This is a genomic window from Lysinibacillus sp. JNUCC 51 (genome assembly GCF_015999525.1).
GTDB lineage: Bacteria > Bacillota > Bacilli > Bacillales_A > Planococcaceae > Lysinibacillus > Lysinibacillus xylanilyticus.
In genome coordinates, this window is sequence record NZ_CP065545.1 from 4880584 (window position 1) to 4902701 (window position 22118).

Genomic DNA, 22118 nt, shown 5'->3' on the forward strand with positions numbered 1-22118 from the left:
GTATTTTATTGGAACTATTCGTCAATTTAGTTGTTAATGGCCTGGCAACTGGCATGTTAATTTTTTTACTGGCAGCGGGTCTGACGTTAATTTTTGGATTAATGGATGTTTTGAACTTTGCTCATGGTGGTTTATTCGTTTGGGGTGCTTATGCTGGGATATTTACGTATATGTACACAGAGAGCTTTCTGATTGGTATTGTAGGTGCCGTCGTAACAGGAGCTTTGTTGGGACTTATTACAGAAAAATTAATTATTACACCTGTGTATGGCAATCATATTCAGCAAATTTTAATTACATTAGGGCTGATGCTTGTGCTACAGGAGTTGATTAAAGTTGTTTTTGGTCCAAATGGTGTGGCAGTGAAAACACCGAGTTACTTAACGGGTAGCTGGGAAATTGGAGACGTTATTATCATAAAATATCGATTATTTATTATCGTAGTAGGTTTTATCATTTTTGGTATTTTCCAATACATGTTAAAGAAAACGAAGATTGGACTAATCGTTCGGGCTGGTGTACAGGATAAAGAAATGGCACAAGCGCTTGGCATTCATATAAAGCGGGTATTTTTATATGTCTTTATGGTTGGTGCGGCACTAGCAGCGCTAAGCGGTATGTTAATGGCTCCGTATTCAGGTGTCATCTATGCGGAAATGGGCATGGAGTATGCGATTTTAGGCTTTATCGTTGTCGTAATCGGAGGATTTGGCAGTTTTTCAGGCTCGCTCCTGGCAGCTATATTAGTCGGTTTAGCAGGTAGCTTTATGGCTTATTATGTGCCAGTGCTTTCGCTCGCGGTCAATATGATTTTAATGGCCGTTGTCTTAATCTTCCGACCACAAGGTTTATTTGCTATGAGAAAGGAGAGATCGACATGAAAAATAAGCTTTCATTAAAGTATGTAGGCTTTTTCCTCATGCTGGCAATATTAGTGCTTCTCCCTTTCGTCAATGATTCAAGAACGCTCATCATTTTATTAACGCAAATCTTTATTTTCGGTATTTTGGCGATGAGCTATGACATTCTCCTTGGCTATACAGGTATTGTGTCGTTCGGGCACGCTATGTTTTTTGGTTTAGGTGCATACACATCGGCTGTCATGCTGAAACAGATGGAGCCAACACTCTCAACATTTTTATTATCTATCGTCGTTGGCGTGTTGTTAGCTGGCTTCATTAGTTTTTTAGTGGGCTTACTAACACTTCGATTAAAAAGTCACTTCTTTGCGATGTTGACATTAGCCTTTTCGGGACTATTTTTAGTAGTGGCAGAAAAATGGCGTTCTGTCACATACGGTAATGATGGTTTTACGTTTAGAGCACCTGAAATATTTAGAGATAGAATGACGTTTTATTTCTTCGTACTTGCATGCTTAGTCGTTATCTTTCTTGCGCTGTATCGTTTCGTTAACTCGCCAACGGGTCGAATATTAATTGCAGTTCGGGAAAATGAACAACGAACAAAATCATTAGGCTATAACACTTTGCACTATAAAGTGATTGCATCGATTGTGGCAGGTACCGTTGCAAGCTTAGCAGGCTCCTTATATGCTGTGTCACTACGCTTTGTTAATACGAGTGTGATGACAATGGACATAACTCTAGATGCATTATTAATGACGATTATTGGCGGTGTGGGTACATTAGTTGGACCATTACTAGGATCGGCTGTTATTGAATATGCACAGCATGCACTTTCAGGGCTAGCTCGTGATTATCCAATATTTGAACGTTGGATTATCTTCTTTGGGATTCTATATATTTTAGCTGTTATCTTTTTCCCAAAAGGAATTATTGGATCACTGCGCTTGATGTTTTGGAAATGGCGATTAAAGCACAAGGAAAAAGACCAAACATCGGTTGCCCCGTCGCAGGAAAAGGAGCGATTTGAATGACAGTAGGCATTGTAAGTACAGGAATCTATATTCCGCAAACGAAAATGACAGCTAAAGAGATTGCGAGGCTTTCCAATATTCCAGAGGATATTATTCGACAAAAAATGGGTATCTATGAAAAGCCTATTCCTGGTGAGCACGATCATACGGTTCAAATGGGAATATGGGCAGCGCAAGACGCTATACGCAAGGCTAATATCGACCCGAAGGACATTGATGTTGTGATTTATATGGGAGAGGAGCATAAGGAGTATCCCTTGTGGACTGCCTCGATAAAAATGCAGGAAGAGTTAGGGGCCGTAAATGCTTGGGCATTTGATGTGCAATTAAGGTGCGGCACGACCATTATGGCACTAAAACTAGCGAAAAGTTTAATGGCTTCGGATGATACTATTCATACTGTACTCCTAGCTGGTGGCTATCGAAATGTTGATTTTATCGATTACAGCAATCCTCGAACGCGCTTTATGTACAATTTAGCAGCTGGTGGTGGCGCTATCCTTTTACAAAAAAACTATGACAAGAATCATTTATTAGAGACGGATATTATGACGGATGGCTCATTCTCAGAGGATGTAGTTGTGCCTGTCGGTGGTACAAAAAAACCTTTGACGCCGGATGATTTAGAGAATAAATTGTATCAGCTAGATGTGATAGATCCAATTGGGATGAAGGAGCGCTTAGAGCAAAAATCTTTAAGCAATTTTTTGAAGGTAATTCGAACATCCTTGGCGAAAAGTGGATTAACTGAGGGGGATATTAGTTACTTAGCGATCCTTCACATGAAAAGATCTGCTCATGATTATATTTTATCTGAACTCGGCTTAAAGCAGGAGCAGTCTATATACTTGCAAGATTATGGTCATATCGGACAGATAGACCAAATATTATCGTTGCAGCTAGCATTAGAGGAAGGGAGAATCCATGATGGAGACGTCGTCACACTTGTAAGTGCAGGTATTGGCTATGTCTGGGGAGCTATTACAATTCAATGGGGATAAGGGGGAAAAGTGATGTTAAAAACTGTTCAGCTATCAAATGGTGAAACGATTGCTTATCGTAAACGCCAAGGGGGAGAACGTGTTTTATTACTAATTCATGGTAATATGACATCCTCCAAGCATTGGGACGTTCTAATCGATGCATTGGATGAAAAATATACAATTTATGCGATGGATTTACGAGGCTTTGGTGGTTCATCTTATCATAAACCGATTTCCGCGATTAAAGATTTTAGCGATGACGTAAAGCTTTTTGTGGACGCTATTCAATTAAAACAGTTTGACATGATTGGCTGGTCAACGGGCGGGGCTGTAAGTATGCAGTTTGTCGCTCAGTATCCAGGTTATTGTCAGCAGCTTATTTTACTAGCTACTGCGTCTACGAGAGGCTATCCATTTTACACGGATTTAGGTTCTGGCGATCAAACTGCATTAAAGAGAGCTTTTACCTATGAAGAGGTACTCGTAGATACATCTAAAACAAAATTAGTACAAGGCTTCTACGATTCGAAAAATGTGCAGGGCTTACAGTCCGTCTGGGACGCACTTATTTACACTCATAATCAGCCTAGCGCAGAACACTATCAGACATATGTGGAGGATATGCTGACGCAACGAAATTTAGCTGAAGTTTATCATGCATTAAATGTCTTCAATATAAGTGCTGTTGACAATGAAGTCTCCAAAGGCACTCATGAGGCACAACAGATTACCATTCCAATTTTAGTGTTAAGAGGGGATCGCGATTACGTCATAACAGAAGGAATGAATGACGAAACAATACTCGATTTAGGTACTAACGCACAGTTCGTCAGCTTAAAAGACTGCGGCCACTCCCCATTAATTGACGATTTACCACAGCTTACAACTGAAATTGAAGCATTTTTAGAAATTGGAGGAAAAAATTATGCGTTTAAACAATAAAATTGCCATTATAACAGGAGCTGCTAACGGGATTGGCTATGCTGCTGCTGAACGATTTATTGAAGAGGGGTCATTCGTTGTCATTGCAGACTTTAATGAGGATGCTGGTGTTTCAGCTGCTGAGCAATTAGGGAATCAAGCACTATTTGTGCAAGTAGACGTTGCAGATAGAGAGAGCGTCAAGAACTTAGTGACAACAGTCATAGAGCAAATGGGCCGAGTTGATATTTTAGTGAACAATGCAGGTATTACACGTGATGCAATGTTAACAAAAATGACGGAAGATCAGTTTCAACAGGTGCTTGATGTGAATTTAACTGGAGTGTTTCATTGTACACAAGAGGTAATCCCACATATGATTGCTGCCGGCGGGGGCAAAATTATTAATACATCTTCAGTTAGCGGGGTATATGGAAATGTTGGTCAAACGAATTACGCTGCCACAAAGGCGGCTATTGTCGGCATGACTAAAACATGGGCGAAGGAATTGGGTCGCAAGGGTATCAACGTGAATGCGGTGGCTCCTGGCTTTACAGAAACAGATATGGTGAAAAAAATGCCAGAAAATGTGCTAGCACAAATGCGTTCAGTCGTCCCACTGCAAAGATTAGGAACACCTAGGGATATTGCCAATGCTTATTTATTTTTAGCATCTGATGAGGCTTCTTATGTCCACGGTCACACGCTTCATGTGGATGGAGCAATTATGATGTGATAAGGAGGCTTTCAAGATGTTTGTAGAGCAATCCTGGATTTTAAAACGTGCATCGCTAACACCTAAACGTCTAGCATTGGTGAACCTAGAAACAAAGGAGCAGTGGACTTATCAGCAGTTAACTGAGGAAATTGCAAAATGGAGTCATTTTTTTGAGCATCAAAATCTGCAGGCTGGGAGTCGTGTAGCCGTATTTGCGAAAAATCACATCCATCTTTTTGCTGTTTTATTCGCCTGCGGATTAAGAGGACTTATCTACGTTCCATTAAATTGGCGTATGAGTACGAAGGAATTAAATGATATTTTGATAGATGCTACGCCTTCTTTACTGCTTTACGATGAAGAGATGAATTGCCCTTTATCTTTCGAAAATATGCATTCTCTTCGTTTAGTTAATGAAGGAGCAGTTCTCAGCATTCGAGAAGTAGATCTTAATGATCCTTGGTTAATGATTTATACAGGGGGCACAACTGGCAAGGCAAAGGGGGTTGTACTATCCTTTAATTCTGTGAATTGGAACGCCATTAATACAATTATTAGCTGGGGTTTGAGTGATAGTGATTGTACGTTAAATTATATGCCGTTGTTTCATACAGGAGGTTTGAATGCCTTATGTATACCGCTACTAATGACTGGCGGTACAGTTGTAATTGGTGATAAGTTTGAGGCAGAAAACGCTCTTAAGGCGATTAATCAGTACAAGACTACGATATCGCTTTTTGTTCCAACGATGTATCAAGCGATGATTGCGACGGAATACTTTAAGAACAGCAGCTTCCCTTCAGTGAAAGTTTTTTTATCAGGGGGTGCACCATGCCCGTATCCAATATATGATGCTTTTTATAAGAAGGGGCTATTTTTTAAAGAGGGCTATGGCTTAACAGAAGCGGGGCCGAATAATTTTTATATTTCTCCAGAGGCAGCCTATTTGAAAAAAGGGGCCGTCGGAAAGAGCATGCAATTCAATGAAGCTAAAATTATCAATAGTGTAGGAGAAAGCTGTGCGCCAAACGAAGTAGGAGAGCTTTTTGTTAGAGGAAAGCATATGTTTCGGTTTTACTGGAATAATCAGCAGGAGACTGAAAAAATCATTCATGATGGTTGGTTAAAAACCGGCGATTTAGCCATGATGGATGAGGATGGTGACTTTTATATTGTCGGTCGCAGTAAAGAGATGATTATTTCTGGTGGTGAAAATGTTTATCCTCAGGAGGTAGAGCAATGTATTTTGCGCCATCAGTTAGTGCAAGAAGTTGCGGTAATTGGAGTAGCAGATGAATATTGGGGAGAGATAGTGGCAGCTATTATCGTTTGTCAGGATAAGCAAGATACTATATTAGAAGAACTCAAAGAAATCTGTAGCAAACATCTAGGTCGCTATAAAATTCCAAAAAAGATTATGTTCATCGATGAATTGCCAAAAACAAGTGTCGGGAAAATTGATAAAAAAGCATTACAAATATATGCGAAAGCTGCGAAATAACAAAGAACGCTTGGAGATTCAGGCGTTTTTTTGTTTCTATAATTGTTTCCTTAATTCTCTATTCGAAGAAGTCTCTTAAAGATGGAGATAAATGGATATAAGACTCTATTCAACTGCGCAAGATTGTTGAGAATCTCCTGTCTAATTATGATAAAATATTGCAAGTGAAATCAGATTTTTAACGATATTCAGTATCAAAGAATAAATGAAGAAAGGGCAGTACTACAATGGAAAACGTAACAAATGGAGAAAAATTAGAGTCAATAAAGTCTTTACAATCGACAATCCGCAAACTCGAAAATGCCTTGTCACAGATGACCGAGAAAGGCGCAAATACTACCTTAGTAAAGAAACGACTCAAAGCTGTATGCATTGGTTTAGCAATGCTAGAAAACGTTTGGAATCAAAGCCCCCATCATTGTACCCTAGAAGATTTAGCCAAATCGCGAAATGTTCTCGCTGGTTTATTACCATCAATTGAGACCATATATATGAAGTCAAAGGTCGGTAGCCCTCAAAGAACGCTTTTAGAAAGAAGAATTAAAGCGTTGAAACTAGCTGTTCAAGCGATTGATGAACATTCAATAACTAAATAGAGTTATCAGGAGCTTTAATAAGAAATCATAGTAATCCTTTTGAAGAACATATACTGCCGCTCCGCTTTCGCGCAAAAAACATTTGTTGCCTCGACGCCCCTAAGGGGAACGGAAATCAACCCTACATTGTGATTGTACAGTCTTTCCTACTGCTCATTAGAAACCTATATTGATTAAAATTGTTAATTTATTGATATTGTATTGAAACTATTTATAGAATCATGTTTAATGAAAATGGTTTATATTTTATACATATTATTCCTAATTAATGTAAGAAAGGAGAGAAAGATTTTTGAGCACTAGAGACTGGGAATAAAACGAGCTGATATTAAAAGAAAAACGGGAAATCGATGCTTTTCGATTTCCCGTTTTTCCTATTTGACTAAGTCATTCTATTTTCTTTAGCATATTTTTCGTGCAATTCTTTCTGTCTAAACTTAATTCTCTTTCTATCGGAAGACCTGGGTTCGTTTTTTACGTGCATCTTGTAGACTAGCTACTCCAGTTGTACAATAAGCTGCACGCCTATGCATTCCTGCTGTACTAATGCGCTTCAAACTAATCAGTTCAACATCTAAACCTGCCTCTTCAGAAATCGTTCTTGTGAATTTTTCTTTTTCATTTTCTGCAATAAAATGACGTTAAAATTCCTCAGTATAAATAATCGCTTTCTCATTATAAACAAAAGTACCCTATCGGATAGACTCTTTTCAAAGTGTATATCATACCGGGTACAGTTTTATTAATAGTGCGACTTTATTTTAAACAGTACAACTTTGTTTTATATCGACAGCAGTAGATGATTTTCAGACTTTTATCAAGTTTTGTTCAATTATTAACAAAACTTGATTTTGAACTTTAATAGACTAGTAGCATTGGGTTCTCTAAAGAATTTTAATACCTCAAATTAAATGTAGAGGTCTAGTTTTTACTAGACTTCCTTTTTTTCTTAGTAGTATCATCACTGATATCATTAATTTCTCAAAAGACCTTAAGTGTTGTCCTAGCAACAGTTTCATATTGCAATTTCGAAGATTCGCATATTAGAAAGTAGTAAATAATTTTCTGACTTTTATCAATTTTTGTTCAATTTATGTCAAAAATTGATTTTTAAATATTTATAGCTAATGATATGCTTTTTTCATACCCGGGTAAAAGCAAGACCAAAGCTAATTAAATGGAATACTTGACTACGATAGCACTGTAACAAGTATCCATGATGGTATTATCGCTACACTTTAACAATACTTCAATATCTTTAATATATTTAAAATTAAATTTTAAATAATTCATGTGATTAATACACATTTTATGGGAGGGTAAGAAATTGAAGAGTTTATTTCAATTAGTTTTAACGATATTACTATTTATTGGATTTATGCCAATAAATAGTGCTGGAGCTGAAGAATATTTAGAAACCGAGGAATACTCAGAAGATTTCCAAACAACAATTAGTGTTCCGATTTATGAAGATAATAATGTTTTAGTGTTTGAAGAGGATACAGAGAATTCTGAGGATGAAAAAAACGAAACTTTTGCTGCAGCGAAAGAAGTGGCTAAAGTGAATTTCGGTGTTGATAAAACTAATTTGATAAGTTACCAAGTGGTTATGAATAAAGGTTATAAGTTTAAATCTTTTTCTGGAGCATTAGTTACAACGGACTTAACAAGTGGTTTATCACAAGGCAGAAAACAACTTTCTGGAAAAAGTGGATCGGTTCAAATTGCTCAACTTAATGGTCATACATTCCGTTCCACATTAACTGGTACTGTTACTACTACAACGGGTTATGGTTCTAATCTCGCTGGGGCTAGTATAATGTGGATTTATAAAAAATAATTATTAAATTATTATTGAAGTTAATAAAAAAGAATGCATCATGATGAAAAGAGTTATACTATTTATTTTCAATACTAACCATATTTTTTTGAACAATCCGAGCAAATTTGACTTCTACCAGTCTGATCATTACCTATGAAAAATTGAAATATCAATTGTCCTAGTTTTTTGTATTCTTTGAAAGAAGAAAAATTTAAAATATCATTTTAGGCCCTTTGCATTTATTTTAAGGGGATCATATACTATATTGTGATTAACAAATAAATGACGAGGTGTGATATAATGGAAGATTATGAGAATGAAGTGGAATTATTTGCTGTATCTAATCACTCAAAACAATATGACTACCTTAAAGATCAAACTCTAGAATTAGTTAAAAAATTTAATTTAAATAATCAACAACTATCCAAATTATTAAATTTATCTGTAAGCGAGATAGGAAACTTAATGAATGATTCAGATATCATCACAAATGAAAAGTCCGAAGAAATTGATAATAAATTAACAATGTTAAACTTTGGATTTGAAAATTTCAATGTAAAAGAAAGAGTAATATTAATATTGAATGATTTGCTAACTGATTACATGTTAACAACAGAAAGTTTATCTAAAATCATTTATGTAGAAGAAAAAGATCTAATAGATTTTAGAAAAAAAACATTACTTGATAGAGATATAGAATTAAAAATATGTGTAAATATTATCTTTCTTCATTTTATTTTACACAAATAATTATAAAAATTAAAAAGAGCACCTAATGTAGGACCCATTAAAGTAGAGTTTTTATTATGCAGCTAATTGTCTGGCATGAGTTCAGTATTTTACGAGGGCACTGAAAAACTTCATCTGGTTCCACTTAGCGAGGTATTCGACGATTCAATCGTCGAATACCTCGCCTTTTTAATTTATAATTGAGAGACTAATTGCAGGTGGTGTTCCCAATGATTTCAAACCAAGTGACTTTCAACTTAAGTCCATATATGGCCATTTACGATATTGTCGTGCCAAAAGTAATATGCTTCGTCAAATTAACGAACTAGTGGATTTCCCATTCATTTTAGAAGAATTGAAAACAAAATATTGTTTAGAAAATGGAAGAAAAACAATTTACTTTATACAAAAGAACAAAGCATTCAACTGATATCTAAGTTAAATCCAATGATTACTCAAAATAGGCGAGCAAACGGAAAAGGATTTGACTTTAATAAAGATGCAAGTTTATTTGTATGTCCAGCAGGACATTTAGCAAATAGAAAAAGTAAAAAACCAGATTCACATCCAGGAGCAAGTGTAAGAATGGTTTATTTTTTTGACGTTGAAAAATGTAAGGTCTGTCCACTCAGAGAAGGATGTTTTAAAGAAGATGCAATAGCTAAAACCTATTCTGTTGCCATTAAATCAGAGGAACATTTAGACCACAAGCTTTTCAAGAAACAGAAGAATTTAAACGCTTAGCTCGAGAACGTTATAAAATCGAAGCAAAAAAATAGTGAGTTAAAAAATAAACACGGGTACGATCAAGCATTTGCTGCGGGTTCATTTGGCATGCGAATTCAGGGAGCAACGACGATATTCGCTGTCAATCTAAAAAGAATCTTGAAGCTTCTGAATGGCAAAGGGTAATAAATAGGTAAAAAAATAGGGCGTTTCCTGTTCAAAATTGAACAAAAAGTGGCCTATCTTTCTCTAAAACGAATTTATTTATAAAAAAACGCAAGTTTTTCAGTGCCCTCGTATTTTACTGGACTCATGCCTTTTCATTTTACCTTCATTTTTTGTAGTGGCTATGCTAAATAATCTGAATAATTTAAATAATGTCCCGAGAGAAAAGCAAAGAATTAAATCTTATTTTAATCAAACATTTATTTTTCTCACAAAGGTTCCCATAATACGAACATATCAGTAAAATAGAGTAGGTTAGGGGGACTTTATTTTGAAAGATCAACGCTTTAAAATTGCGCATCGAGAGGCGCTTATCGGTATCGGGCTTGTTATCGTTAACTTTGCCATTTGGTACGGCTTTGCCTATGGACTAGGCTCTGGTGATCCAAAAAACTATAAGTATGTATTCGGTTTCCCTGCATGGTTTTTCTATAGCTGTATTGCAGGGACAGGCTTCATGATTATTTTAATCTGGATCGTCATGAAACTCTTTTTCAAAGAGGTACCATTTGACGATGAGGAGGTGGATCAATAATGCATTGGCAAGTTATTTTTCCACTGCTATTATTTTTAGTCATCATCTTTGGTATTGGTATCTGGTCAAATAAGCATATACGCTCTTCCAATTCATTTTTACAGGAATACTTCCTCGGTGGTCGTGAAATGGGAGGCTTCATCCTTGCTATGACAATGATCGCTACGTATGGAAGCGCAAGTAGCTTTATTGGTGGTCCAGGTGTAGCTTATACGAAAGGGCTTGGCTGGGTATTACTTGCAATGGCTCAGCTTCCTGCAGGTTATTTTGTTTTGATGATTTTAGGGAAGAAATTTGCTATTATCGCAAGACGTTATCAAGCCATCACGTTAATAGACTTTTTACGAGAACGCTATAAGAGTCATGCTATAGTCATCCTATCCGCCATTAGTATTATCATCTTTTTATTTTCTGCAATGATGGCACAATGGGTAGGTGGTGCTCGTTTAATTGAATCATTAACAGGCTTAAACTACACAACTGCACTCTTTATTTTTGCAATCTCCGTATTAGTTTATGTAATTATAGGGGGCTTCCGCGCTGTTGCATTGACGGATACAGTGCAAGGCTCAATTATGATTATCGGGACAATTATTTTATTAATTGGGACAATCATCGCTGGTGGAGGAATCGATAATATTATGGCTTCACTTGTCGCTGAGAATCCAAATCTTGTGTCTCCATTTGGAGCAGAAGGTGAATTAACGCCATTATACGTTTCTACATTTTGGATTTTGATAGGTGTCGGAGTTGTGGGGCTACCACAAATCGCAGTTCGTGCAATGAGCTATAAAGATTCAAAAAGCATGCATTTAGCCATTATCATTGGCACTATTGCCATTGGGACAATCATGTTTGGGATGCATCTAATTGGTGTTTTAGCACGACCAGTGATGCCAGGTATTGAAATTGGTGATAAAGTAATGCCACTGCTGACATTAAAGGTTTTACCGCCATTTTTAGCAGGTGTTGTCTTAGCAGCACCAATGGCAGCAACGATGTCTACAGTGAATGCACTACTGATGCTTGTAAGCTCGACAGTCGTAAAAGATATTTATTTAAATTATATAAAGCCAACAGCTAATGATACAGAAATCAAGCGTGCAAGTTTTATTGTTACAGCAGTGATCGGTTTAGCAGTAATCGTTTTTGCACTAAATCCACCAGATTTATTAGTATGGCTTAATTTATTTGCTTTTGGCGGACTTGAGGCAGTCTTTATTTGGACCGTCGTATTAGGACTATATTGGAAAAAGGCCAACAAATATGGTGCGATTGCGTCAATGATTTCGGGTATGACCTTATATATCATCATTGATCGTTTTTATCCTTCTGTCTTTGGCATGCATACCGTTACAATTCCAATTGTCGCGTCCTTTTTCATTTTCGTTATTGTTAGCTTATTAACAAGTCATAAATTTAAAAATGAAAAATTATTTATCTAATTAAGAGAACGCCGTAGAGATAGAAATCTACGGCGTTTTATATTGTAGACAATAAGAGATGGATAGAACGTTAGAAAAGATGGATAGAACCGATAGACCCTTCGGAACGACGGAAAGAATCACTGAAACGACGGAAGAACCCATTGGAGTGACGGAAAAAACCCCCGAAGCGACGGAAGAACCCTCGAGGTGACGGCTATGATCACTGAAGCGACGGATTGACCCTCCGGAGCGACGGAAAGAATTACTGAAACGACGGAAGAAACCCCCGAAGCGACGGAAAGAATCACTGAAACGACGGAAGAAACCCCCGAAGCGACGGAAAGAATCACTCAAGCGACGGAAGAACCCTCGAAGCGACGGATAGGACATCCAAAGTCGTGGATAGAACCTTCGAAAAGATGGATAGAACGTCTAAAGTCGTGGGTAGAATCACTGAAATGATGGATAAAACTTGAATCGACGGATTGACCCTCCGGAGCGACGGAAAGAATCACTCAAGTGACGGATAGCCCCTCCGAAGCGACGGAAAGAATCACTCAAGCGACGGAAAGTACTCCGAAAAGATGGATAGAACGTTCAAAGTCGTGGATAGAACTCCGAAAAGATGGATAGAACGTCCGAAGTCGTGGATAGAATCTCTGAATTGATGGATAGAACGTTCAAAGCGACGGAATGAACCTCTCGAGCGACGGAAGAAACCCCCGAAGCGACGGAAGAACCCTCGAGGTGACGGTTATGATCACTGAAGCGACGGAAGAAACCCCCGAAGCGACGGAAAGAATCATTCAAGCGACGGAAGAACCCTCGAGGTGACGGCTATGATCACTGAAGCGACGGAAGAAACCCCCGAAGCGACGGAAAGAATCACTCAAGCGACGGAAGAACCCTCGAGGTAACGGCTATGATCACTGAAGCGACGGAAGAACCCCCTGAAGCGACGGAAGGAATCACTCAACCGACGGAAAGAACCCTCGAACCGACGGATACACCTCTCCCATATGAAGGAACGAACACCCAAAGAAAGCAAAAACGCCGTAGAGCTAAGAATCTACGGCGTTTTTTAATGAAGAACTATGTAATCATACGCATTTTTAGTTAACAACGTAATCGTTACGAAAATAAACAATACGCGGACAAAGCCACTACCTTTTTTAATCGCCATACGTGAGCCAACGAGTGCACCGGCAATTTGTGCGATACCCATTAGTAAACCATAGACATAATGAATCTGACCTAAGTAGGCGAACATTAAAAGACCTGCTAAATTACTTGCTAAGTTTAAAAATTTCGCATTTCCTGCTGCCTTTAAGAAATCGAAGCCGACTAATAAAAAGCTAAAAATTAAAAATGAGCCAGTTCCTGGGCCAAGAAATCCATCATAAAAACCAATGCTAAATATCAATAGCATGAATAAAACTAAGTGTGTAAACTTTAAATTTTTGACTGCAGCTACTGAACCCCAATCTTTTTTAAAGATTGTATAGACTGCAACGGCTGCAAGCATTATGAGCATTAGTGGTTTTAGTAATTCAGGATTGATTAAATGCACAGTCCAAGCTCCGAAAAGTGATCCCACAAATGCTAATGGAAAGTACTTGATAACCGAACGAATTTCTAGCTGACCAGAGCGATAAAAGGAAATGGTTGATGTCAATGCTCCCATTGTACCGGCAAGTTTATTGGTCGCTACGGCCGCCGCTGGATTTAAACCAGCAAACATAAGGGCAGGTAATGAAATTAATCCACCACCTCCTACGACTGCGTCTACAAAGGCGGCTAAAAATCCAAAAGATATTAATAATATAACTACATTTAAATCTACTTCAAATAGCATGCTTACACCTCTTTAAATAGTTACTACTGAAATAGTAACTAAATTCTATAGAACTGTAAAGATTAATTTTTTCGTTGGCTTATCTTCATGGCCTTAACTTATAATAGAGGTAATGGAGGGATTCGATGGAATTATTAATCGCCCAATTAAAAGAACTGGGATTCACAGAATATGAAGCAAAGGCCTATACTGCACTCGTCCAAAATAGTCATGTGAGTGCCTATCAAGTAAGTAAAAATTCCGGTATCCCACGTGCAAGAATATACGACATACTTGATGTACTTGTTGAAAAAGGGTTAGTACTGAAAGAAGAAACGGCAGATCAAACGACATACTCTTCCATTCCTGTCGCTGTGTTTTTACAACAAATTCAGCAACGTTGGCAATCGAATTTTACGTCGATTAGTGATCAATTAGAAAAATTAGAGATAAAAGAGCAGGAAGCGGAGCATAAGGTTGTCACGCTAAAAGGGAAAGATGCAATCGTCAATTATTGTCAGTCATTATTAAAACAAGCGCAGAAAAAAGTTATATTATCGATGTGGGAAGATATGTATGAAGAATTGCGAGAAGATATACATGAGGTCGCGAAGCATATTCCTGTTCATGGAATTACCTTGTATGTAGAGGACCATATAGCTTCCATTGATCAACACCGTATCACTCGCTATACAAAGAATGCGTCTACACCTCATTGGTTTATTTTATCGATAGATGGCAAGCAAATGATTTATGGTCACTCTCCGTCAAATCAAGAAACGGCTTTTATTACAAATGATCCTGTTCATATATATTTATTAGAGGATTATATATGGCATGACGTGCTTGTCAATCGACTGTTAAAGAGCGATGATACGGAACTTGAGGAATGGATTACTAAAGAACGTAAAGCATTTTTCTTAGAATGAAAGTATAAAAAAAGAATCTGCAAGCCGTCCTGTACATTACAGAGGGCAAGCAGATTCTTTTTTTCGTTAAATATTAATAAAAAACTTTATCAACATTGTATTTAGCACGGAATTTATTGATCGCGTACGTTTCGTAAATTTCACGTTCCATTGGATCTTCTACTTCGTACACTTCAATTTTGAAAACTTCATCACGATGATTTTTCATTGGTGACACATTGTCCTCAAAATGTTTTTTAATACGTTGACGAATTTTACGTGCTTTACCGACAAATAATAACTCATTCTCTTCATTATAGAATAAGAAAATACCACCGTTTTCACGTGTGATTTTATGGAAATCAATAAAACCGTGGTACGGTGTAATTGGTACATCACCTGGTTTTAAATCTTGTTCGCGTTGGCGAATAACCACATTTGGTTTTGGAAATTCAATATTAATCAAACTATTCACGTTCCTCTCTGTTACTAAAGGTATATGTTAACATAATTACAGCATGTTTACCATAGAATAAACATAGTTCCCTTCAGAATTAGTGTTTAACAAATTACATAATGACATGCATAGTTAATAACAAAATATTCTATGTTTTATTGATATTCTTAATTGTTCATGTTACAATTCTTTTTAATTAAATAATCTTATCATGAGAAGTTGAGGGATTTGGCCCGATGACGCTTCAGCAACCTCTAACTAAAGTTAGAAAGGTGCTAATTCCAGCAAAGGATTTATCCTTTGAGAGATAAGAGTGAACGTGGAAAAATCCTTCTCATTCTATCTCATATGGAATGAGGGGGATTTTTTAATTTATCGTTTGATATTTGAGCTTTGCGCAGGGCCCGTGCATTGATCTTAAGGCACTAATTGATTCTAACAGAGAAAAATTATTGAGAGGGGAATGCAAGATGCCAATTAATATTCCGAAAAACTTACCAGCTGGAGAACATTTACGTGAGGAAAAAATCTTCGTTATGGAAGAGGACAGAGCAAAAACTCAACAAATTCGTCCGTTAAATATATTAATTTTAAATTTAATGCCGGAAAAAGAAAAAACAGAACTGCAATTACTACGTTTATTAGGGAATACACCTTTACAAGTAAATATTACATTTTTAAATACGGCTACGCATGAATCGAAAAATGTCAGTAAATCACATTTACAGTTATTTTACACGACCTTCAATCAAATTCGTCATCGCCGCTATGATGGCATGATTATTACGGGTGCACCAGTAGAGAAAATGGATTTTGAAGAAGTGAACTACTGGCAGGAAATTTCAGAAATTATGGATTGGTCCAAGACAAACGTAACTTCGGTTTTACATATATGTTGGGGTGCACAAGCAGCGTTATACCATCATTACGGTATCGGTAAAATTGGGCTTCCTGCTAAATGCTCAGGTGTATATTCTCATGTCATTACGGATTTAACAGTGGATTTAGTCCGTGGCTTTAGTGATTTATTTACGGCACCACATTCACGTTATACATCTGTATCAATTGATGAAGTACTAAGCCATCCTGATTTACGATTACTTTCTTATTCAGAAGATGCTGGAGTTTTCATTGTGCAATCTAAGGATAATAAAAACATTATGATTACTGGCCATCTTGAATATGATGCGACAACTTTAGCCGATGAGTATAGTCGCGACGTTGCGAAAGGATTAGATATTGAGGTACCTGTAAATTACTTCCCACATGATAATCCAGAAAATGAACCGATTAATTCATGGCGTGCCCATACACATTTATTATTTTCGAATTGGTTGAACTACTATGTTTACCAAGAAACACCATACGAATGGGATTTCGTTGATGAGATTGAATATCATATTTAACACTGTAGCAATTAATAAAATGATGACCTTGATATTTGAGGGTCATCATTTTTAACATTATGCTGTTTAATTTTCTGATGAATTTTTATTTCTATCTTAGCTTGAAGTATTGCCGGTATCCCGATCACTATCACTCTGTGTAGTATTGCTGCTACTATCACTCTGTGAAGGATTTTCGATATTGCTACTACTTGCACTTTGAGTAGCATTCCCGGCATTGTTACTACTTTCATTTTGAGTAGCATTACCAGCATTGTTACTACTTGCACTTTGAGTAGCATTACCAGCATTGTTACTACTTTCATTTTGAGTAGCATTACCAGCATTGTTACTACTTTCATTTTGAGTAGCATTACCAGCATTGTTACTACTTTCATTTTGAGTAGCATTCCCGGCATTGTTGCTACTATTACTTTGAGTAGAATTATCGTTATTGCTAGTACTTAATTTTTGAGAAGCATTTCCACCATTACTGCTACTAGCACTCTGGGCTGAATTACTGTTATTTCTACTACTTTCACCTTGTGTTGCATTTCCAGGATTGCTACTACTATCAGTTTGAGTAGAATTATCGTTATTACTAGTACTTACATTTTGAGAAGCATTTCCGCCATTACTGCTATTAGCACTCTGTGTAGAATTACCGTTATTATTGCTACCTGCAACTTGAGAAGCATTTCCGTTATTACTACCACTTTCATTCTGTGTACTACAATTACTTTGTGTATTATTTCCTTGATTACCGTTAATTTTGCGAATTTTCGCGACAAGTAGTAAAACTAATGGTAATAAGATTGCGAAAAAAAAGGAAAAAATAGGCCAAGTCTCTCTATTGTAAATATCTGAATGAATGATATTAGGATGAACAATTTGTGAAAGTCCAAGGATAATCAATCCAAATGGTAAAATGAGCGGTCGATGATTTTTAATTTTACATATTTGTGCGATGCCGATGACCCCGGCGTAAAAAAACATAAAAGTTTTAATATAAATTGATATTATCCACATGGCTGCCATAATAACTTCAATACGTTGCAAAAAATTCCCGATTGAAATTCTTTGGGCTAATGAATAGCTAGGAAATGTCCTAGAAGCAGTATTTTCCGGACCTAGGACAAGGGTAGCTAGTGTGATGATAGCAATTAAGACAATCCCTCCAAGAATTGTGCCAATGTAAAAACCTTTTTGTGCTGATTCATGGACATTAACAGTAGAAGGAAAAATCATTAATAATATGACAAGTGGGAATGAAAAAATACCCATTAATCGAATAATACTAAGGAATAGTGATTTTGCTGGTGTTTCCATTATTGGCTGTAGATTTTCCATATGGACGGAAGGTGAAATACAAACTACAAATACAATAAAAATTAAAATAAACATTGCGAATAGTATTTCTGCAGAACGGGCAAAAACTTCAATTCCGAGAAATGCTGCATAAATAATGATAATACTGAACAGAAAAGCAAAGGCCATCATAGGTGTTTCTGGCATAATTTCTGTTTTCATGAAAATGCCAATGAAATATAATAATTCACCGGCAGAAATAAAGGATAGAATAATAAAGCCAATCGAAGTTATTTTTCCGAAAAAGCGACCTAATATTTTTTCATTAGCCTCTACAAATGTAAGGGTAGGTGTCTGTTTTCCTACAGTAACGTAAAGCTTTATTAAGAGTAAACTTAAAACGGCACTAATGATCGCTGCAATCCAGGCATCTTGTTTTGCTACACTTGTTACACTAGCAGGGCTAATTAAAATAGCTGTCCCAATTGAACAGAGAAGGGTAATGATCATAAATTGTCTTGAGCTAATTATTTCTTTTTCCATATGAACATTACCCCTTTTTTTAAAAGTTCCTTATTATTTTGTCATGGAGACAATTAAATCTTTATTTCGTAAAAAAATAAAAGTAAGCAAGTCTAGTTGGTTCTGGGCATTCGAAGACCCGCTTTTCTTAACACCTTTAGGCAATCTCCATGATATATGACAGGGAAGGGACTCCTTCTCGTTGAGATGCTCATTTATTAGCATAGGCGTTGGTACTATGCTGTTAACTTTCAGGAGACTCTTTATTTTTTTCACTGTTTGGAGTATTGCCGGTATCACTATCATTCAGTGTAGAATTGCTTGAAGCGTTATCACTTTTGCTCAGTGAAGGATTTTCGCTATTACTACTACTATTACTTTGAGTAGAATTAACGTTATTGCTATTACTTACATTTTGAGTAGAATTAACGTTATTACTATTACTTACATTTTGAGTAGAATTAACGTTATTAATACTACTCGCATTTTGAGTACAATTATCGTTATTACTGCTATTTTCATCCTGTGTAGAATTAACGTTATTATTGCTAGCTGCAACTTGAGAAGCATTTCCGTTATTACTACCAATTTCATTCTGTATACTACAATTACTATTTGTATTATTCCCTTGATTACCGTTAATTTTGCGAATGTTCGCGACAAGTAGTAAGACTAATGGTAATAAAATCGCGAAAATGAATGAAAAAATTGGAAAGATATCTCTGTCGTATACTTTCAAATGAACGATATTAGGATGAACAATTTGCGAAAGTCCAAGGATAATCATTCCTAGTGGAAAAATAAGCGGTCGATGATTGTTAATTTTACATATTTGTGCGATGCCGATGACCGCAGTGTAAAAATACATAAAAGTTTTTATATAAATTGATATTATCCACATTGTTGCCATAATAACTTCAATACGCTGCAAAAAATTCCCGATTGAAATTCTTTGAGCTAATGAATAGCTAGGAAATGTCCTAGAAGCTGTATTTGCCGGACCTAGGACAAGGATACACAGTGTGATGATAGCAATTAAGACAATCCCACCAAGAATATTGCCAATGTAAAAACCTTTTTGTGCTGATTGATGGACATTAACAACAGAAGGGAAAATCATTAATAGTATGACAAGCGGGAATGAGAAAAGACTCATAAATCGAATAATACTAAAAAATAATGATCTTGCTGGAGCTTCCATTATTGGCTGTAAATTTTCTAATTGGACGGAAGGTGAAATACATACTACAAAAATAATAAAAATTAAAATAAACATAGGGAATAGTATTTCTGCAGAACGGGCAAAAACTTCAATTCCTAGAAACGCTGCATAAATAATGATAATACAGAATAGAAAAGCAAAGGCCATCGTTGGTGTTTCTAGCATAATTTCTGTTTTCATGAAAATGCCAATCATAAATAATAAATCACTTGCAGAAAGTAAGGATAGAAAAATAAAGCCAATCGAAGTAAATTTTCCGAAAAAACGACCTAATATCTTTTCATTAGCCTCTACAAATGTGAGGGTAGGTGTCCGTTTTCCTAAAGTAACGAGAAGCTTTACTATGGGTAAACTTAAAACGACACCAATGATCGCCGCAATCCAGGCATCTTGTTTTGCTGCACTTGTTATACTAGCAGGGATAATCAAAATGGCTGTCCCTATTGAAAAGAGAAAGGTAATGATCATAAATTGTTTTGAACTAATTATTTCTTTTTCCATATGACCGATACCCCTTATCTCTTAACATTAAGTTCTTTATTATTTTGAGGGAGAATAGAACTTCTCCGACATTATGGTTACCATCTATAAGAATATCGATTTTGGGAGCTCCATTTTCAAATTTACCTTTTATTTTGGTATTTTGAGTGCGTAATCTCTGTTGCTAAAGTATCTCCTGTAGGGCAAGCAAGAATTTCAATTGTCTTCTTCCATGATGACTATGAAATGATAAGGGTCATCATTTTTTATGCCACTATGCTGTTAATTTTCTGGAGACTCTTTATTTTTTTCACTGTTTGGAGTATTGCCGGTATCGCTATCATTCTGAGTAGAATTACCGCTATTGTTGCTATTTTCATTTTGAGTAGAATTACCGCTATTGTTACTATTTTCATTTTGAGTAGAATTACCGCTATTGTTACTACTATCAGTTTGAATAGAATTAACATTATTGCTACTATTTTCATTTTGAGTAGAATTACCGACATTGTTGCTACTATTACTATTTTGAGTAGTATTGCCGGTATTGTTACTACTTCCATTTTGAGTAGAATTATCGTTATTACTATTACTTCCATTTTGAGTAGAATTATCGCCATTACTGCTACTGTCACTTTGAGTAGAATTATCGTTATTACTACTACTTTCACTTTGTGTATCGTTTCCGCCATTGCTACTACTATTACTCTGTGAAGAATTATCGTTATTATTGCTACCTGTACCTTGAGTAACATTTCCGTTATTACTACTACTTTCATTCTGTGTAATACAATTACTTTGCGTATTATTTCCTTGATCACCATTAATTTTACGAATCTTCGCGACTATTAATAAAACTAGTGGTAAAAAAACCATGAAAACGAAGGAAAATATAGGCCATGTGTCTCTATTGTAAATATCTGAATGAATGATATTAGGATGAACAATTTGTGAAAGTCCAAGGATAATCATTCCGAGTGGAAAAATGAGCGGGCGATGATTTTTGATTTTAAATAGTTGTCCGATACCAATAACCGCAGCATAAAAATACATAAAAGTTCTAATATAAATTGATATAATCCACATCGTTGCCAAAATAACTTCAATACGCTGCAAGAAATTCCCGATTGATATTCTTTTAGCTAATGAATAACTTGGAAATGTCCTAGTAGCAGTATTTTCTGGACCTAGGACAAGGATGCACAGTGTAATGATAGTAACTAATACAATCCCTCCAATAATTGAACCAATGTAAAAACCTTTTTGTGCAGATTTTTGGACGTTAACTGCGGAAGGGAAAATCGTTAATAATACAGCAAGTGGGAATGAAAAAAGACTTATAAATCGAATCATACTAAAGAATATTGATTTTTTTGGCGTTTCCATTATTGGTTGTAAATTTTCAATCTTGATGGATGGTGAAATACAAATTACAAAGAAAATAAAAATTAACATAAATATAGGAAATAATATTTCTGCAGAACGGGCAAAAACTTCAATTCCGAGAAATGCAGCATAAATAATTATAATACTGAACAGAAATGCAAAAGCCATCGTAGGTGTTTCTGGCATAATTTCCGTTCTCATGAATAATCCAATGAAATATAATAATTCACCTGCAGAAAGAAGGGATATAAGAATAAAGCCAATCGAAGTAAATTTTCCGAAAAAACGACCTAATATCTTTTCATTAGCCTCTACAAATGTAAGGGTGGGTGTTCTATTTCCGAAAGCAACGAAAAGCTTTAATAATGGTAAACTTAAAACGACACCAATGATAGCTGCAATCCATGCATCTTGCTTTGCTTCGATTGTTACACTAGCAGGGAGAAATAGAATGGCTGTCCCAATTGAAAAGAGAAGGGTAATGATCATAAATTGTCTTGAACTAATTATTTCTTTTTCCATATGAACGATACCCC

The 22118-nt window shown here is 36.1% G+C and carries 20 protein-coding genes, 1 pseudogene and 1 riboswitch; of the genes and pseudogenes, 14 read left to right on the top strand and 7 right to left on the bottom strand.

What is annotated here, in order from left to right; genetic code table 11:
- The first annotated feature begins 8 nt into the window (after positions 1 to 8).
- The 12 genes and pseudogenes from JNUCC51_RS23645 (at position 9) to panF (ending at position 12098) form a co-directional block, all read left to right on the top strand.
- Entirely contained in the window at positions 9 to 881 is an 873-nt protein-coding gene (locus JNUCC51_RS23645) for a branched-chain amino acid ABC transporter permease (protein ID WP_337990044.1), read from the top strand.
- Entirely contained in the window at positions 878 to 1897 is a 1020-nt protein-coding gene (locus tag JNUCC51_RS23650; protein WP_337990045.1) for a branched-chain amino acid ABC transporter permease, read from the top strand. The genes JNUCC51_RS23645 and JNUCC51_RS23650 overlap by 4 nt, the downstream gene beginning before the upstream one ends.
- Positions 1894 to 2898 (top strand): 3-oxoacyl-ACP synthase, encoded by a 1005-nt coding sequence (locus JNUCC51_RS23655; RefSeq protein ID WP_337990046.1) that lies wholly within the window; start codon positions 1894 to 1896, stop codon positions 2896 to 2898. The genes JNUCC51_RS23650 and JNUCC51_RS23655 overlap by 4 nt, the downstream gene beginning before the upstream one ends.
- A 12-nt stretch (positions 2899 to 2910) precedes the next feature.
- Positions 2911 to 3822, top strand: coding sequence for an intracellular short-chain-length polyhydroxyalkanoate depolymerase (phaZ, locus tag JNUCC51_RS23660; RefSeq protein ID WP_337990047.1), 912 nt, complete (start codon positions 2911 to 2913; stop codon positions 3820 to 3822).
- Positions 3806 to 4537: a 3-oxoacyl-ACP reductase FabG gene (gene fabG / locus JNUCC51_RS23665; protein ID WP_337990048.1), complete on the top strand. Its 732-nt coding sequence runs from the start codon at positions 3806 to 3808 to the stop codon at positions 4535 to 4537. Before phaZ ends, fabG begins: the two co-directional genes overlap by 17 nt.
- A 16-nt stretch (positions 4538 to 4553) precedes the next feature.
- Entirely contained in the window at positions 4554 to 6020 is a 1467-nt protein-coding gene (locus tag JNUCC51_RS23670; RefSeq protein WP_337990049.1) for a class I adenylate-forming enzyme family protein, read from the top strand.
- Between the two features lie 227 nt (positions 6021 to 6247).
- Complete coding sequence (locus tag JNUCC51_RS23675) at positions 6248 to 6616, top strand: hypothetical protein (RefSeq protein ID WP_337990050.1); 369 nt, start codon at positions 6248 to 6250, stop codon at positions 6614 to 6616.
- Positions 6617 to 7943: 1327 nt separating this feature from the next.
- Positions 7944 to 8456 (top strand): hypothetical protein, encoded by a 513-nt coding sequence (locus JNUCC51_RS23680; protein ID WP_337990051.1) that lies wholly within the window; start codon positions 7944 to 7946, stop codon positions 8454 to 8456.
- A 282-nt stretch (positions 8457 to 8738) separates the two neighbouring features.
- Positions 8739 to 9188, top strand: a complete 450-nt coding sequence (locus tag JNUCC51_RS23685) for an HTH domain-containing protein (RefSeq protein WP_337990052.1) — start codon at positions 8739 to 8741, stop codon at positions 9186 to 9188.
- A 366-nt stretch (positions 9189 to 9554) separates the two neighbouring features.
- Positions 9555 to 10079: pseudogene (locus JNUCC51_RS23690) on the top strand (transposase); the annotation flags it as partial.
- Positions 10080 to 10389: 310 nt separating this feature from the next.
- A complete protein-coding gene (locus tag JNUCC51_RS23695; RefSeq protein WP_337990054.1) occupies positions 10390 to 10653 on the top strand; it encodes a YhdT family protein in 264 nt (87 codons plus the stop codon).
- Positions 10653 to 12098, top strand: coding sequence for a sodium/pantothenate symporter (panF, locus tag JNUCC51_RS23700; protein ID WP_337990055.1), 1446 nt, complete (start codon positions 10653 to 10655; stop codon positions 12096 to 12098). Before JNUCC51_RS23695 ends, panF begins: the two co-directional genes overlap by 1 nt.
- 27 nt (positions 12099 to 12125) lie before the next feature.
- On the opposite strand, the gene JNUCC51_RS23705 is transcribed toward panF, so the two are convergent.
- The 3 genes from JNUCC51_RS23705 to JNUCC51_RS23715 form a co-directional block, all read right to left on the bottom strand.
- The gene (locus JNUCC51_RS23705) at positions 12126 to 12434 is read right to left on the bottom strand and encodes a hypothetical protein (RefSeq protein WP_337990056.1); all 309 of its coding nucleotides are present in this window, start codon (positions 12432 to 12434) and stop codon (positions 12126 to 12128) included.
- A gap of 243 nt (positions 12435 to 12677) precedes the next feature.
- Positions 12678 to 12890 carry a hypothetical protein gene (locus tag JNUCC51_RS23710; RefSeq protein ID WP_337990057.1) on the bottom strand — a complete coding sequence of 71 codons (213 nt, stop codon included), beginning with the start codon at positions 12888 to 12890 and terminating at the stop codon, positions 12678 to 12680.
- A gap of 271 nt (positions 12891 to 13161) precedes the next feature.
- Complete coding sequence (locus JNUCC51_RS23715; protein ID WP_337990058.1) at positions 13162 to 13935, bottom strand: TSUP family transporter; 774 nt, start codon at positions 13933 to 13935, stop codon at positions 13162 to 13164.
- 125 nt (positions 13936 to 14060) lie between these two features.
- Here JNUCC51_RS23715 and JNUCC51_RS23720 point away from each other — a divergent pair, with 125 nt between their 5' ends.
- Positions 14061 to 14843: a TrmB family transcriptional regulator gene (locus JNUCC51_RS23720; protein WP_337990059.1), complete on the top strand. Its 783-nt coding sequence runs from the start codon at positions 14061 to 14063 to the stop codon at positions 14841 to 14843.
- A gap of 73 nt (positions 14844 to 14916) precedes the next feature.
- Here JNUCC51_RS23720 and JNUCC51_RS23725 read toward each other — a convergent pair whose 3' ends face one another.
- A complete protein-coding gene (locus tag JNUCC51_RS23725; protein WP_337990060.1) occupies positions 14917 to 15288 on the bottom strand; it encodes a nucleotide excision repair endonuclease in 372 nt (123 codons plus the stop codon).
- A 194-nt stretch (positions 15289 to 15482) separates the two neighbouring features.
- Positions 15483 to 15593, top strand: a riboswitch (SAM riboswitch).
- A 156-nt stretch (positions 15594 to 15749) separates the two neighbouring features.
- Here JNUCC51_RS23725 and metA point away from each other — a divergent pair.
- A complete protein-coding gene (gene metA, locus JNUCC51_RS23730) occupies positions 15750 to 16685 on the top strand; it encodes a homoserine O-acetyltransferase MetA (RefSeq protein ID WP_337990061.1) in 936 nt (311 codons plus the stop codon).
- Positions 16686 to 16781: 96 nt separating this feature from the next.
- Here the strand turns inward: metA and JNUCC51_RS23735 are convergent, their stop codons facing one another.
- From JNUCC51_RS23735 to JNUCC51_RS23745, 3 genes are all read right to left on the bottom strand, one after another.
- Positions 16782 to 18515 carry a GerAB/ArcD/ProY family transporter gene (locus tag JNUCC51_RS23735; protein WP_337990062.1) on the bottom strand — a complete coding sequence of 578 codons (1734 nt, stop codon included), beginning with the start codon at positions 18513 to 18515 and terminating at the stop codon, positions 16782 to 16784.
- 223 nt (positions 18516 to 18738) lie between these two features.
- On the bottom strand, positions 18739 to 20217 hold the full coding sequence (locus JNUCC51_RS23740; RefSeq protein ID WP_337990063.1) for a GerAB/ArcD/ProY family transporter: 1479 nt from the start codon (positions 20215 to 20217) through the stop codon (positions 18739 to 18741).
- A 261-nt stretch (positions 20218 to 20478) separates the two neighbouring features.
- On the bottom strand, positions 20479 to 22104 hold the full coding sequence (locus JNUCC51_RS23745; protein ID WP_337990064.1) for a GerAB/ArcD/ProY family transporter: 1626 nt from the start codon (positions 22102 to 22104) through the stop codon (positions 20479 to 20481).
- Between the last annotated feature and the right edge of the window lie 14 nt (positions 22105 to 22118).

Excerpts from the sequence above, each read along its gene's own strand:
- JNUCC51_RS23650 (WP_337990045.1), top strand. The coding sequence starts at position 878 with ATGAAAAATAAGCTTTCATTAAAGTATGTAGGCTTTTTCCTCATGCTG.
- JNUCC51_RS23670 (WP_337990049.1), top strand. The coding sequence starts at position 4,554 with ATGTTTGTAGAGCAATCCTGGATTTTAAAACGTGCATCGCTAACACCT.
- metA (WP_337990061.1), top strand. The coding sequence starts at position 15,750 with ATGCCAATTAATATTCCGAAAAACTTACCAGCTGGAGAACATTTACGT.
- fabG (WP_337990048.1), top strand. The coding sequence starts at position 3,806 with ATGCGTTTAAACAATAAAATTGCCATTATAACAGGAGCTGCTAACGGG.
- JNUCC51_RS23740 (WP_337990063.1), bottom strand. The coding sequence starts at position 20,217 with ATGGAAAAAGAAATAATTAGTTCAAAACAATTTATGATCATTACCTTT.
- JNUCC51_RS23735 (WP_337990062.1), bottom strand. The coding sequence starts at position 18,515 with ATGGAAAAAGAAATAATTAGCTCAAGACAATTTATGATCATTACCCTT.
- phaZ (WP_337990047.1), top strand. The coding sequence starts at position 2,911 with ATGTTAAAAACTGTTCAGCTATCAAATGGTGAAACGATTGCTTATCGT.
- JNUCC51_RS23745 (WP_337990064.1), bottom strand. The coding sequence starts at position 22,104 with ATGGAAAAAGAAATAATTAGTTCAAGACAATTTATGATCATTACCCTT.
- JNUCC51_RS23715 (WP_337990058.1), bottom strand. The coding sequence starts at position 13,935 with ATGCTATTTGAAGTAGATTTAAATGTAGTTATATTATTAATATCTTTT.
- panF (WP_337990055.1), top strand. The coding sequence starts at position 10,653 with ATGCATTGGCAAGTTATTTTTCCACTGCTATTATTTTTAGTCATCATC.
- JNUCC51_RS23675 (WP_337990050.1), top strand. The coding sequence starts at position 6,248 with ATGGAAAACGTAACAAATGGAGAAAAATTAGAGTCAATAAAGTCTTTA.
- JNUCC51_RS23685 (WP_337990052.1), top strand. The coding sequence starts at position 8,739 with ATGGAAGATTATGAGAATGAAGTGGAATTATTTGCTGTATCTAATCAC.
- JNUCC51_RS23720 (WP_337990059.1), top strand. The coding sequence starts at position 14,061 with ATGGAATTATTAATCGCCCAATTAAAAGAACTGGGATTCACAGAATAT.
- JNUCC51_RS23655 (WP_337990046.1), top strand. The coding sequence starts at position 1,894 with ATGACAGTAGGCATTGTAAGTACAGGAATCTATATTCCGCAAACGAAA.